The sequence below is a fragment of the Nonomuraea sp. NPDC049625 genome (assembly GCF_040675285.1).
In the GTDB taxonomy this organism is placed as follows: Bacteria; Actinomycetota; Actinomycetes; order Streptosporangiales; family Streptosporangiaceae; genus Nonomuraea; species Nonomuraea angiospora_A.
The window spans coordinates 21,111-33,750 of the sequence record NZ_JBFAOQ010000018.1 but is presented as its reverse complement, the minus strand read 5'-3'; the positions used below and the strand labels follow the sequence as shown (position 1 = coordinate 33,750).

Annotated in this window: 12 protein-coding genes; 8 read left to right on the top strand and 4 right to left on the bottom strand. The window is 71.1% G+C overall.

The genetic code is table 11. From position 1 onward, the window contains the following. Positions 1-15 precede the first annotated feature (15 nt). A complete protein-coding gene (locus AB0J87_RS50825) occupies positions 16-819 on the top strand; it encodes an SDR family oxidoreductase (RefSeq protein WP_363979918.1) in 804 nt (267 codons plus the stop codon). A 115-nt stretch (positions 820-934) separates the two neighbouring features. Then, a complete protein-coding gene (locus AB0J87_RS50820) occupies positions 935-2,290 on the top strand; it encodes an OFA family MFS transporter (protein WP_363979915.1) in 1,356 nt (451 codons plus the stop codon). Between the two features lie 198 nt (positions 2,291-2,488). Here the strand turns inward: AB0J87_RS50820 and AB0J87_RS50815 are convergent, their stop codons facing one another. The 3 genes from AB0J87_RS50815 to AB0J87_RS50805 all read right to left on the bottom strand — a co-directional run bounded on the left by AB0J87_RS50815 (position 2,489) and on the right by AB0J87_RS50805 (position 4,650). Then, positions 2,489-2,947, bottom strand: a complete 459-nt coding sequence (locus tag AB0J87_RS50815; protein ID WP_363979912.1) for an ATP-binding protein — start codon at positions 2,945-2,947, stop codon at positions 2,489-2,491. Between the two features lie 152 nt (positions 2,948-3,099). Then, entirely contained in the window at positions 3,100-3,474 is a 375-nt protein-coding gene (locus tag AB0J87_RS50810) for an STAS domain-containing protein (RefSeq protein ID WP_363979909.1), read from the bottom strand. Between the two features lie 204 nt (positions 3,475-3,678). Further along, positions 3,679-4,650 (bottom strand): helix-turn-helix transcriptional regulator, encoded by a 972-nt coding sequence (locus AB0J87_RS50805; RefSeq protein ID WP_363979906.1) that lies wholly within the window; start codon positions 4,648-4,650, stop codon positions 3,679-3,681. 398 nt (positions 4,651-5,048) lie between these two features. On the opposite strand from AB0J87_RS50805, the gene AB0J87_RS50800 reads away from it, so the two are divergent. The 5 genes from AB0J87_RS50800 to AB0J87_RS50780 are packed head-to-tail and all read left to right on the top strand — an operon-like array spanning position 5,049 to position 9,432. After that, positions 5,049-5,633 carry a hypothetical protein gene (locus tag AB0J87_RS50800; protein ID WP_357751158.1) on the top strand — a complete coding sequence of 195 codons (585 nt, stop codon included), beginning with the start codon at positions 5,049-5,051 and terminating at the stop codon, positions 5,631-5,633. Positions 5,634-5,650: 17 nt separating this feature from the next. Then, positions 5,651-6,364: a fibronectin type III domain-containing protein gene (locus AB0J87_RS50795; protein WP_363979903.1), complete on the top strand. Its 714-nt coding sequence runs from the start codon at positions 5,651-5,653 to the stop codon at positions 6,362-6,364. 7 nt (positions 6,365-6,371) lie between these two features. Further along, on the top strand, positions 6,372-7,670 hold the full coding sequence (locus AB0J87_RS50790) for an extracellular solute-binding protein (protein WP_363979901.1): 1,299 nt from the start codon (positions 6,372-6,374) through the stop codon (positions 7,668-7,670). After that, positions 7,670-8,605, top strand: a complete 936-nt coding sequence (locus AB0J87_RS50785; protein WP_363979898.1) for a sugar ABC transporter permease — start codon at positions 7,670-7,672, stop codon at positions 8,603-8,605. The genes AB0J87_RS50790 and AB0J87_RS50785 overlap by 1 nt, the downstream gene beginning before the upstream one ends. Further along, entirely contained in the window at positions 8,602-9,432 is an 831-nt protein-coding gene (locus AB0J87_RS50780; protein WP_363979895.1) for a carbohydrate ABC transporter permease, read from the top strand. The genes AB0J87_RS50785 and AB0J87_RS50780 overlap by 4 nt, the downstream gene beginning before the upstream one ends. On the opposite strand, the gene AB0J87_RS50775 is transcribed toward AB0J87_RS50780, so the two are convergent. After that, entirely contained in the window at positions 9,407-11,473 is a 2,067-nt protein-coding gene (locus AB0J87_RS50775; RefSeq protein WP_363979892.1) for a glycogen debranching N-terminal domain-containing protein, read from the bottom strand. The two genes, AB0J87_RS50780 and AB0J87_RS50775, sit on opposite strands and share 26 nt — an antisense overlap. Positions 11,474-11,635: 162 nt before the next feature. On the opposite strand from AB0J87_RS50775, the gene AB0J87_RS50770 reads away from it, so the two are divergent. Then, positions 11,636-12,619: a LacI family DNA-binding transcriptional regulator gene (locus tag AB0J87_RS50770; RefSeq protein WP_363979889.1), complete on the top strand. Its 984-nt coding sequence runs from the start codon at positions 11,636-11,638 to the stop codon at positions 12,617-12,619. Positions 12,620-12,640 lie beyond the last annotated feature (21 nt).

The window sequence follows — 12,640 nt, the reverse complement described above, 5'->3', positions numbered from 1 at the left end:
TGCTGAGGAGACATCATGTCCATAGCTCCCGTACCGGTCCGCTCGCCGCTGCCCACCGGTCTGGCCGGCTCCACCGTCGTCCTCATCGGCGGCACCTCGGGCATCGGCCTGTCCGCCGGCGTGCTGCTGGGTGGGGTGGGCGCCCGGGTCGTGCTGGTCGGCCGCGACCAGGCCAGGCTGGCCGCCGCCGTGGACCGGGTACGCGACGCGGCCCCGGCAGACGGCCCGGCGGACGGCCAGGCGGACTCGGTGCTCGGCATTTCCGCGGACGGGTCGGACGAGGACGCGCTGGCGGAGATCTTCGAGCGGGCCGGGCAGGTCGACCACGTGCTCGTGACGGCAGGCGGCCTGGGTGGCGCGGGCCCGGTGACCGAGCTCTCCCACGACGACCTTCGCTCGGCCCTGGACACCCGGCTCTGGGGGGCGGTCGTCGCCGCCCGGCTCGCGGCGACCCGGCTGCCGGCGGGCGGTTCGATCACCTTCACCTCGGGCACGTACGTCATCCGCCCGATCCCCGGGATGACCGGCCCGCTGGCGGCCGTCGGCGCCGTCGAGACCTTCACCAAGGCGCTCGCCGTCGAGCTCGCGCCGAAGCGGCTCCGGGTGAACGCCATCCGCTACGGCACCTTCGACACCCCGCTGCTGCGCACGCTGTCCGGGCTCGACGGCGACGACGCGGTCGCCAAGGCCGGGGAGGGTTCCCCGCTCGGCCGCTTCGGCACCGCCGACGAGGCCGCCGCGTCGGCGCTGTTCGTGATGGCCAACAACTACGTCACCGGCCAGGTGATCACCGTGGACGGCGGGCAGAGCCTGGCCTGAGCCGACCGGGGTGAGCGGCCCGGGCGCCGCTCACCCTCGTCCGCTCGTCGCTCGTTTCTGACCGCTCATCGTAAAGATCTTCAATGCTGCATACCGTATGTGGTACGCGTGTGAGGTGGCAAGATTCCTCGACCGTTCCCGGATCGTGGCGGCACCCGGCTGGAGCCGGTGGCTGGTGCCGCCCGCCGCACTCTCGGTCCACCTCGCGATCGGGCAGGCGTACGCGTGGAGCGTGTTCAAGCCCCCGCTGGAGTCCTCCCTTCACCTGTCGGGCACGCAGAGCGCGCTGCCGTTCCAGCTGGGCATCGTCATGCTCGGCCTGTCGGCGGCCTTCGGCGGCACGCTGGTGGAGCGCAACGGGCCGCGCTGGGCGATGTTCGTCTCGATGGCCTGCTTCTCCTCCGGCTTCCTGCTGTCCGCGCTCGGCGTGGCCACCCGGCAGTACTGGCTGGTCGTGCTCGGCTACGGCGTCGTGGGCGGGATCGGGCTCGGCATCGGCTACATCTCCCCCGTCTCCACGCTGATCAAGTGGTTCCCCGACCGGCCCGGCATGGCGACGGGGATCGCGATCATGGGGTTCGGCGGCGGCGCGCTCATCGCCTCGCCGTGGTCGGCGCAGATGCTGGAGTCGTTCGGCACGAGCACGGGCGGGATCGCCACCACGTTCCTCGTGCACGGCGTGGTCTACGCGGTCTTCATGACGATGGGCGTGCTGCTGGTGCGCGTCCCGGCGGAGGGCTGGTCGCCGCCGGGGTGGACGCCGCCGGTGGTCGCGTCGAGGCCGCTGATCACCGACGCGGACGTCTCGGCCCGCAACGCGATCCGCACCCCGCAGTTCTACTGCCTGTGGGTCGTGCTGTGCTGCAACGTCACCGCGGGCATCGGGATCCTGGAGAAGGCCGCGCCCATGATCAGGGACTTCTTCGCGGGCACGGCCACGCCGGTCGCGGTGGGGGCGGCGGCGGGGTTCGTCGCACTGCTGTCGCTGGCGAACATGACCGGCCGCTTCGTCTGGTCCTCCACCTCCGACGTGATCGGCCGTAAGAACATGTACCGCGTCTACCTGGGGGTCGGCGCGCTGCTCTACCTGGTGATCGCGCTGGCGGGCAACTCCTCCAAGCCGCTGTTCATCGTGTGCGCGCTGGGCATCCTGTCCTTCTACGGCGGCGGCTTCGCGACGGTCCCGGCGTACCTGAAGGACCTGTTCGGCACCTACCAGGTCGGCGCGATCCACGGCCGCCTGCTCACGGCCTGGTCCACGGCGGGCGTGCTCGGCCCGCTGATCATCAACGCCATCGCCGACGCGCAGAAGGCGGCGGGGCGGTCGGGGCCGGCGCTCTACACGACCTCCCTCTACATCATGATCGGGCTGCTGGCGGTGGGCCTGCTCGCCAACGAGCTGATCCGGCCGGTGAGCGACAGGTACCACGAGAAGCCGGCCGAGCCGGCCATGGAAGGGCAGGCGACATGACGTCCAGGCGGACCGCCCTGATGGTGCTGGCGTGGGCCTGGGTCGCGCTGCCCTTCGCGTTCGGCGTGTACGAGCTGGTGCTGAAGCTCACGCAGCTGTTCGACTAGGTCCGGAACTCGGTGGTGGGATCGAAGACCGCGAACGGGATGCCTCTGGCGCAGCTGGTACCGCGAATCACCGAATGGCGTACCGGGCGTTTCAGGCCGTGCGGGCGGATCGGCTGTCCTGGGCGCCGCGTCTGCGCCCGGCACGGTGCCCAAGCGGGATCACCGCGGCGGAACGGCCGCGGAAGTGCAGGGTCAGCAGCGAGCCCGAACCGTTGTGTTCCAGGGTGACTTCGTCGCACAGGCGCTGGATCACCCACAGGCCGAACCCTCGTGAGCCGGTCGCATCCACCGTGGCGGCGGCCAGATGCTCCGGGGTCAGCCGGCCGCCGATGTCGAGGATCTCCACGATGACGCCGTCGTCGTGGCCGCGCGCGGTGATCAGGCCGGCCTGGCCGCCGTGGTCGAAGACATTGGTGACGGCCTCGTTGACCGCCAGTACCAGCCCGTCCAGCTGCTCACCGTTCAGCCCGTGATGCTCGCCGTGGACGCGCACCAGGTCGCGAATGTAGCCCAGATCGGGGCTGATGGGGCAGCGCAGCTCGAAATTCATCGCTCTCCGAGACCGCGGGCCGGGATTGGAGGGAAGGTTCGCGGGCTTTGGGGTTGTTTTCCGGCTGACTGATCGTTAAACACCGGGGGTGTAATCTGCCGCGTGACGAGCAGCATGGAGTGGCGCCTCGGCGAGGCGGCAGTGGGCGAGGATCAGGATGGCCGCTGGGCGCCATCCGCGTCGTGGCCGCACATCGCGACGGCGGCCTGCTGAGCGTCGGCATAGATGGTCAGTAGCGACCACACGCCGGTGATCTGCAGGATGCGCGCGGGCCTACCCTGCGCGGCGGCCACGCGGAGAAGGCCGCCCTGCTCGCCTACCGCGGCGTGCAACCGGAGCAGGACGTGCAGGCCGCGGCTGTCCAGGAAGGTCAGCCCACCCAGATCGAGGACCATGCCCGAGCCGGGGCGGCGCTGCGACTCGGCGTAGGACTCCAGCTCGTGAGCGTTGGTGGCGTCGAGCTCGCCCGTCACTGTGATCAGCACGCCGCCGGGCAGGTCGCGGCAGCTCAGGCTCAGGGGCGACATTGCACCTGAGCAAATCTCTTCCGAACAGGGCTCACCCATCACCCTCTCTACTCCACGGCGCCGATCGGTTTCGCCTCCTACTCTTGTCTCGCCGTCGCGGCTCGTCTGCACACCAGGCGAAGCATTGTCCGCACCGCTGTCCGAGAAACGAAATCGGCCGTCCCCATCCGCCCGCAGGCCGGGCTTCCTGCCGCAGGGCGCCGCTCAGTGGTGACGCGGTTCGGCCGAGGCATTCAGGGTTTCGCTGGGCGCGCACCCGTACGCGGTCTTGTAGGAAAGGGCGAAACGCCCCGGGTGGAAGAAGCCCCAGCGGGCCGCGGTCGCGGCCACCGTGGTGGCAGCGGGATCGCCGGTCTTCAGCTCGTCGTGCGCGCGGGCCAGCCGGACTTGGCGCAGGTGGCCCAGCGGGGTGGTGTTCAGGTGCCGGTGGAAGGCGTACTGCAGGGCGCGGGCGCTGACCCGGGCCGCGGTGGCGATCTCGGCGATGCCCACGGGCATGTCGGCGTGCTCGTCGATGAAGGCGATCGCGCGGCGCAGCGTCTGGGGATGGGCGTCATGCCGGTCCATGCCGGTGGCCTCCGTGCCGGCGTTGCTGGGCAGGGCCGCCAGCACACTCGCGGCCAGCAGCTGCCCGGCGGTGGAGACCACGAGGGGCTCGCCGGCCAGGTCCGGGTCGGCCAGGACGTCGTCGCGCAGGTAGGCGATGGTGCGCTGGAGATGCCGGCCGGTGGCGGCGGAGACGGGCCGGTGCCCTATCAGCCGTACCGGCTGCGGCCGGCGACCCGGGAGAGTGTCGGCCACCTGCTGCAACAGCTCCGCGTCGAACATGACGATGTTGTAGTGCGAGCGGCGGATCTCACCCACGTAGGGCCGATCCGGCGGCGCGAACAACACCGCGTCCCCCGGCCCGAACACGTCCTGCTCGCCCCCCGCGACCTGCTGGACGATGGACCCGGACTCCACGGTGCACAGGCACACCTTGCCGAGCGGGTTCACGTCGTAGCTCATGGCGTACTCCAGCTGCAGCTGGTCGATGCTCACCGGTCCCATGACCTGACGCGAGATCCAGGTCCGCGGACGCTCCACGTCGGACCCGATGCGCATTTTGGCGTAAGCCTTGCTGAGGAACTCCTCGGTCTGCCCGATATCCCGGCTGTCGAAGGTCAACGGCTCCATGGCACCCTCCGCTCGCGGCACGTCCCGTAGCCACACCCGTGACATCTTCGAGACCCGCGTGCAGGCGCCGGAGCAAGGTGACTGATTAACCGACCATACCGTGACGATAGTCCGCGGCAGACCTCCGCGGCGGTGTTCGGGGCCGTGCTCGTCGTCACCTCACGCGTCCTGGTGCCGCTTTTCCCGCCGGCCCAGGTGCCGTTCAGTGACACGGTGAACGTGGAGCGAGAACGAGTGCGGCGAGGAGGGTCAGGCGATGCGGTCGAAGTCCCATAGATCGCTTCCCTTCAGACCTCCGACGAATACAGCAGCCATAGCCCTCGGTCAAGAGACTTGACGCGCCAACGCGCTAAGTGATCCTATGACTCGTGATAGGAAAGTTTCCTAATGGAGGGTCGATGCGATTACTCACCGCGAGCGCGCTGACCGCCGGACTGCTGCTGCCCGCCCTCCCGGCCGCGGCCGACCCCGTGGAATCGGGGCCGTGGACCTCGTACTCGCCCACGTTCACCGTCCAGGAGCGGGGCTGCGGCGACGTCAGCGATCTGACGTTCAAGCTGACCTGCTCGACCGACAGCGGCGACCAGCGGGCCGAACGGCGCTACGCCACCTACTCCGACGGCACGCGCCAGTTCGAGGGCTACTTCAAGATCACCAGCCTGCCCGGTTCGCGGATCAGCCTCAAGCAGACGTTCAAGACCACGGGCCCGTTCTTCATGCTCGCCGTCGAGCGCGGCGGACGGCTGTACGCGGTGCACGGCGGCGACACGATCGCCACGGGCGCGACGATCGGCACCACGGTCCGCGTCAACACCGTCCACGTGGTCGGCAGCGTGCACCGCACCTATATCAACGGGTCGCTGAAGCACACCGTGGCCAGCGAGAGCGGCAGCTTCTACGACAAGTTCGGGGCGTACCGGACGGCCAGCGGGCAGGGGCCCGCCACGGTCGAGTGGAGCGGCGTCCGCTTCTGGCGTAAGTAGGGGCGATGAGGGCCCGGATGGTGTTGGTGCTGATGGCGACGGTGGTCGCCGGGTGCGCGGCCCCGCAGCAGGAGCGGCCGCAGGATCCGGCGGTCCGGCTGGAGGCCGCGCTCGTGTCGCCGACCGACATCGCGCTGCGCTGGCAGGGCGGTGATCCGGGCGCCGCCGGGCACGTGATCGAGTTCGCCACCGAGCCTCAGGGGCCGTACACGATCCTGGGTTTCCTGCCGCCGGAGCAGACCGCGTACACCCATCCCGACCTGATGCCGCGCACCACGTTCCACTACCGGCTGCGGCCCTACTACGGCGCGGCCTCCGCGCCCGTCGACGTCACGCTCGGCGACGGCCCGTACCCGAAGCCCGGCCCCGGCTGGGCCGAGCCGCGCGTGATCCCGGGAGGGTCCCCCGGGAGCCGGCCGGTGGGCGGCGAAGGGGCCGCGCCCACCGGCCTGACGGCCACGGTGACGCAGGCCGACGGAGTCGCGTTCCGGTGGGCCGACCGGGCCCGCGACGAGGAGGGTTTCCTGCTGGAGGACCGGCCCGCCGGCCGGCCCGACTACCGCGTGACCGCCGTGCTGGCGCCGGACGTCAACGCGTTCGGCCTGGTGACCCTGCCCGAGGAGCGGCACGCGTCGTACCGGGTGCGCGCCTTCCGCTACGGCCCGCCGTCGAACGTCGTCAAGCGGACGACCGGCGACGACCTCCCATCCCCCACCACCGGAGAAGACTGAGCTCACCATGAACAAGCTGTCCGCGGCCGGAGCGCTCGCGCTGGCCGTCACGTTGGCGCTGAGCGCCTGTTCGAGCGGTACGCCGAGCACGTCCGCCGCATCCTCCACCGCGTCCTCCGCCGGGGGCAAGCAGAAGGTCACCTTCCTCGTCTTCCCGTCGCCGAACCTGCCGGAGTCGTACTGGAAGGCCCAGGTCGCGCTGGTGACCAAGGCCAACCCCGACCTCGACGTGGAGCTCGTCGCCGCGCCGTCGGAGTCGGAGCGCAACGACTACGCCAAGCAGCTCGCCGCCTCAGGCCAGCTGCCGGACGTGCAGATCGGCATGCAGGACCTGATCGCGCTGGAGCCGAACCTGGCGGCCTGGACCGAGCAGGAGCTCAAGGACTTCATCTGCCCGACCTGCGGGGCGGTCAACGGCAAGGTGCTGCAGCTGCCGGCCAACACCCAGACGATCCCGAACGTCTACTACAGCAAGAAGCTGTTCAAGAAGGCCGGGATCGAGGCGCCGCCGAAGACGTACGCCGAGCTGCTCGCCGACGCCGGCAAGCTCCAGGCCGCCGGGATCACGCCGTTCGTGAGCGGCGGGGTGTTCGTCACCTCCCAGCCGTGGACCGCCATCCTGGCCACCGACCTGTACGCCAGGACGCCCGACTGGATCGCCAAGCGGCGCGCAGGGCAGGTCACCTTCGCCGGTGACCCGGCCATGAAGGCGGCCACGCAGAAGTTCGCCGACCTGGCCGCCAAGGGCTACATCGACAAGCGGCAGATCGGCCAGGACTACCCGAAGACGCAGGAGGCGTTCCTGGGCGGCAAGGGCGCGATGTACCCCATGGGGAGCTGGTTCGCCGCCGCGGCCGACCAGTCGGAGATGAAGGACGACATCGGCGTGTTCGCCTGGCCGAGCGACGACGGGAGCCTGCATCTCCCGGCGTTCACCGGCGGCGGCCTGTCCGTCAGCGCCACGGCCAAGAACATGGCCGCGGCCAAGAAGTTCGCGCTGGCCTTCCAGCTCACCAAGGAGAACCTGGACGCCTCGGTCAAGGCCGACGCGCTCTTCCCCGCCGTCAAGGGCTACACGCCGCCGTCCACCACCGGCCCGGTCTTCAAGGCCGTGTACGACCTGTGGCAGCAGGCGCTCCGGCAGAACGCGACCGTCCCGGCGTTCAGCTGGGAGGCGGGCGACGCGGCGATGCTGCCCGGCATGCAGGGCAAGTTCTGGTCGACCGCGCAGGACCTGGTCAGCGGCAAGAAGACGACGGACCAGGCGCTGGCCTTCCTCGACACCGAATGGGAGAAGAGCGGCTGATGGCCGTCAGCACCACCCATCGCAGGCCCGGCACGCTCGCCCGCCCAGGGAGCAGGCGGCCGGCGTGGCCGGGCCTGTGGCACTTCCTGACGTTCGCGGCGCCGGGCACGCTCGTCTACACGTGCCTGGTCCTGCTGCCGATCGCGATGAGCGTCGGCTACAGCCTCACCAACCAGGCGCTCCTCAGGCCGAACACGCAGTTCGTGGGCCTGCGCAACTACGCGCTGCTCCTGCGGGACGAGACGTTCCTGAACTCGCTGCGGGTCACCACGATCCTGACGCTGATCGTGGTCATCGTCCCGAACGTGCTCGGCGTGGCCGTCGCCGTCGTCCTCGACCGGCGCGGCTGGCTCTACAACGCGCTGCGCAGCGTCTTCTTCACGCCGATGGTGATCAGCTCGGTGGTCATCAGCGTGATCTGGACGCGCGTGCTCGCCGACGACGGGCCGGTCAACCACGGGCTGCGGGCCCTCGGCGTGGCCGAGCCGCCGGGCTGGCTGTCCGACCCGGACATCGCGCTGTACTCGCTGGCGTCCATCGTCTGCTGGCAGATGCTCGGCTTCTGCGTGGTCGTCTACCTGGCCGGGCTGCAGGGCGTGCCGCAGGAGCTGGCCGAGGCGGCCGCGATCGACGGGGCGGGGCCGCTGCGCCGCTTCTGGAAGGTGACCTGGCCGCTGCTGGCGCCCGCGCTGACCATCAACACCGTCGTGCTGCTGATCTCGGCGTTCAAGATCTTCGACCACGTGAAGGTCATCACGAACGGCGGCCCGGGCACGGGCACGACGGCCAGCGTGGCGTTCGTCGTCCTCCAGGAGGGGTTCGTGGAGAACCGCACCGGTTACGCCTCCGCCGAGGCGGTCGTCATGCTCGTCGTCATCGCCGCCCTGTCGGTGGTCACGCTGCGGATCCTGCAGCGCAGGGAGGTGCAGCTATGACCGGTTCGCGGCTGCCGTGGGTGCGCCCGCTGGTGGCGCTGGTCATCGGCGCGCTCTTCTTCATCCCCCTCTACATCGCGCTGATCAACGTCTTCAAGGCGAGCGGCCAGGTCGCCCGCGACACGATGTCCTTGCCCGATCCGTTCACCCTGGACAACCTCACCCGCGTGCTGACCGACCCCGACAGCCTCTTCTGGTCGTCGCTGCGCACCAGCGTCGTGGTCACGTCGCTGTCGATCGTCATCCTGACGCTGCTGTCGGCCATGCTGGGCCACTACCTGGCGCGGCACACCCAGTGGTGGTCGCGCGCGGTCATGGTGCTGCTGCTGTGCGGGCTGATGATCCCGCCGCAGGTCATCCTCATCCCGGTCACGCAGGTGCTGAAGTCGCTCGGGCTGATGTCCACGCTCCAGGGGCTCATCCTGTTCAACGTCGGCTACTACGTGCCGTTCGGGGTGTTCGTCTTCTCCGGGTTCATGAAGGGCATCCCGCGCGAGCTGGAGGAGGCGGCCGCGATCGACGGGGCGACGCGCTGGCAGACGTTCTGGCGCGTCGTCTTCCCCCTCCTGCGGCCGGCCACCGCGAGCGTGCTGATCTTCCTCGGGGTGTGGATCTGGAACGACTTCCTCAACCCGCTGATCATTTACGGCCCCCGCGAGGGCACCACGATCATGACGGGCGTGTACAAGTCGCTCGGCCAGTACGCGGCGGACTTCGGCGGCATGTTCGCGCTGATGTTCCTGGCCACGCTGCCGATCCTGGTCTTCTACCTGTTGCTGCAGAAGCAGTTCGTCAAGGGCCTCACGGGCGGCGCGACGAAGGGGTGACGGTCTCCTCCAGGCGGATGCCCGGGGGCAGGCCCTTGACCGTGGCGGTGCCGTCGTGGTCCACCCGTACCTCGACCTCGGCGTCCGCCACGCGCAGCCCGGCGGTCAGCGCGCCCAGGGGCGCGCCGGACAGCGGGCGCAGCTCCACCCGGCCCGCCGGCACGTCGGGGTAGAGCCCGGTGGCCGTGTGGGCGATGACGACCGCGGCGGCGGCCGACCACGCCTGGGGGCGGCAGGAGGCCGGGTAGGCCACCGGACGGCCCACCCGGTCCCGGGCGTCGCCCGCGAACAGCTCCGGCAGCCGGTAGCCGAACGACTCGGCCGCCTCCAGCAGGCCTTCGGCCAGGGTGGTGGCCTGCTCGTCGAAGCCCTCCCTGGCCAGACCGGCGATGACGATGGCCGTGTCGTGCGGCCAGACGGATCCGCAGTGATACGACAGCGGGCTGAACCCGCCCTCCTCCGACGACATCGTCCGCAGCCCGAACGCCTCCGCCATGCCGGGCGAGGCCAGCAGGCCGGCGACCCGGGCCGACTCCTCGCGCGAGAGCAGGCCGGTGCCGAGCAGGTGGCCGATGTTGCTGGTCAGGGAGTTCACGGGGCGCTTGTCGCGGTCGAGGGCGAGCGCCGGGAAGGGGCCCTGGGGTCCGTCGACCCAGAAGGCGGCGCGGAAGCGCTCGGCCAGCGCCCCGGCGTAGTCTCGCCATCGGCCGGCTCCCGGGAGGTCGAAGGCGTCCAGGAGGGCGGCCCCGTGCAGGGCGGCCTGGTGGGCGTAGCCCTGCACCTCCGCCAGCGCGATCGGCGGCTCGGCCTGGCGGCCGTCGTGGAAGCGCACCGAGTCGCCCGAGTCCTTCCAGCCCTGGTTGGCCAGGCCGCGCCCGCTGGAGTCGATGTACTCGAGGAACCCGTCCCCGTCGGGGTCGGCGTGGTCGGCGAGCCAGCCCAGCGCGGCCTGGAGATTCGGCAGCAGCGCCCGCACCTCGGAGTCCGGCAGGCCCCAGCGCCACGCGTCGTGCAGCAGGCTGATCCAGAGCGGGGTGGCGTCGATGGTGCCGTAGTAGGCGGCGGGCAGCCGTCCGCCCTTGTCGTCCAGGTCGAAGGCGTCCCGGCGCAGCTCGTGCATGATCTTGCCCGGGGCCTCGCCGGAGTCCGGGTCGAGGCGCCGGCCCTGGCGGCGGGCCAGGACGCGCAGGGTGCCCGCGGCCAGCCGGGTGCCGAGCGGGAGCAGCATGCGCGCCGCCCAGATGCTGTCCCTGCCGAAGAGGGTCAGGAACCAGGGCGCGCCGGCCGCGAGGAAGGTGTCGCCGGGCTCGCCGGGCTCGGCCAGCCGCAGCGACCGCAGGTCTTCGAGCGACTGGTCCAGCAGCCTGGTGACGCGCCGGTCGGCGGCGGTGACGTGCGGCGGGGTCCATTCGAGGGTCGCGGCGGGGGGCACGACGACCGCGGCGGGGTCCTCGACGGCGAGCTCCCAGCGCAGGGTGGCCCGGCCGCGGGGCGGCAGGCTCACCTCCCACAGCAGGCAGGCCCCGTCGCCCGCCGTCGCGTGGGCGCCGTGGCCGGTGACGGTGACGCGGGCGCTGCCGGCGTGCCAGGTCAGGCGTCCGTCCCCGGCCGCGCCCGCCGGTACGGGGGTGCCGGAGCGCCCCGACTTGACCGCCTCGACGGCCGCGAAGTCGCACGCCAGTTCGACGGTGACGGTGGCCGTGACCGGCGACGACGCGGTGGAGACGATCTCCACCTGCTCGCCCATGCCGAACGGCGACACCTCCCGCGAGCGCTCGATCCGGACCGTGGGGTCGATCGTGCGGTCGCCGAGCCAGCGGGCCAGGGACACGAACCGGGCCTGGCCGGCGGCCCCGGGCGCGTACCCGATGGACTCCGGCTCGCGCCCGTCCACGAGGAGCCGGGCCTGGGACAGCACCCGGCGGTCCGCGCAGAAGAGCCCCTGCACGCCGGCCTGACGGATCTGGCCGTCGGCGTCGCTCAGCGCGCTCGCCGGCGCCATGACGGTGCTGACCAGATCGTGCAGCAGCGGCTGAAGCACTACGTTTCCCCCTGAGGTCAGATCAATGATCACCCCGGGTCTTGACAGACGGACGCCGGGGGTGCAGATTTCGAAACACTCCGCTAACTTTGAACGATCAAATCATGCCTCACCGGACTTTGAACGTTCAACCCCCTCGAAAGGCGATTTATGGCGGAAAAGGTGACGATCACCGATGTGGCGAAGGCAGCAGGCGTGTCGCGCCAGACGGTGTCGAACACGCTCAACAGCCCGGAAGTGGTCCGAGAGGAGACCCGCAAGCACGTCCTCGAGGTGATCGAGCGGCTCGGCTACCGAGCCAACCAGGCCGCCCGCCAGATGCGCACCGGCCGCTCCCGTCTGATCGCCATCGGCATCGAGCCCGACGGCGACGGGATCAGCGGCTCGTGGGCCGACCGCTTCCTGCACCGCCTGTCGGAGACGGCCGCGCAGGAGGGGTACCGGATCCTGCTCTACACCGCCGCGGACGACCACGCGGAGATCGCGACGTACGAGGACCTGCTCGGCGCGTACAAGCCGGACGCGTTCGTGCTGACCGGCACCCACCACGACGACCTGCGCGCGTCCTGGCTGCTGGAGCGCGGGCTGCCGTTCGTGGCGTTCGGCCGGCCCTGGAGCGACCTGCCCGACGCGCGCCATCCGTGGGTGGACGTGGACGGCGCCGCGGGCACCGAGGCCGCCACCCGCCACCTGCTGGCCGCCGGTCACCGGCGCATCGGCTTCATCGGCTGGCCGCCCGGCTCGGGCGTGGGCGACGACCGCCGCGAGGGCTGGGCGAGAACGCTGACCGGCCACGATCTGGGCGGGTTGCAGCGAGCGGTCGAGGACGGCATCGCGGCCGGGGAGAGCGCGGCCCGCGACCTGCTCGCGGCCGACCCCGGCGTGACCGCCCTGGTGTGCGCGAGCGACTCCCTCGCCCTCGGCGCGCTGCAGGCCCCCGAGCCCGGCCGCCCCGTCGCGGTGATCGGCTTCGACGACACGCCCGCCGCCAGGGCCGTCGGCCTCACCAGCGTCCACCAGCCGCTCGGCGAGGCCGCCGCGGCCTGCGTCGACCTGCTCGCCCGTGCCCTGGAGAGCCCCGACGCCGAGCCGCCGTCGGCGCACGTGCTGCTGCCCCCCTCTTTGACCATCCGCAAGTCCGCCTGACCCTTAACCCCCCACAACGCG

What these genes read in the sequence shown, in the direction of transcription:
- AB0J87_RS50825 (WP_363979918.1), top strand. Translation starts at nt 16, where the DNA reads ATGTCCATAGCTCCCGTACCGGTCCGCTCGCCGCTGCCCACCGGTCTG.
- AB0J87_RS50815 (WP_363979912.1), bottom strand. Translation starts at nt 2,947, where the DNA reads ATGAATTTCGAGCTGCGCTGCCCCATCAGCCCCGATCTGGGCTACATT.
- AB0J87_RS50810 (WP_363979909.1), bottom strand. Translation starts at nt 3,474, where the DNA reads ATGTCGCCCCTGAGCCTGAGCTGCCGCGACCTGCCCGGCGGCGTGCTG.
- AB0J87_RS50805 (WP_363979906.1), bottom strand. Translation starts at nt 4,650, where the DNA reads ATGGAGCCGTTGACCTTCGACAGCCGGGATATCGGGCAGACCGAGGAG.
- AB0J87_RS50800 (WP_357751158.1), top strand. Translation starts at nt 5,049, where the DNA reads ATGCGATTACTCACCGCGAGCGCGCTGACCGCCGGACTGCTGCTGCCC.
- AB0J87_RS50795 (WP_363979903.1), top strand. Translation starts at nt 5,651, where the DNA reads ATGGTGTTGGTGCTGATGGCGACGGTGGTCGCCGGGTGCGCGGCCCCG.
- AB0J87_RS50790 (WP_363979901.1), top strand. Translation starts at nt 6,372, where the DNA reads ATGAACAAGCTGTCCGCGGCCGGAGCGCTCGCGCTGGCCGTCACGTTG.
- AB0J87_RS50785 (WP_363979898.1), top strand. Translation starts at nt 7,670, where the DNA reads ATGGCCGTCAGCACCACCCATCGCAGGCCCGGCACGCTCGCCCGCCCA.
- AB0J87_RS50780 (WP_363979895.1), top strand. Translation starts at nt 8,602, where the DNA reads ATGACCGGTTCGCGGCTGCCGTGGGTGCGCCCGCTGGTGGCGCTGGTC.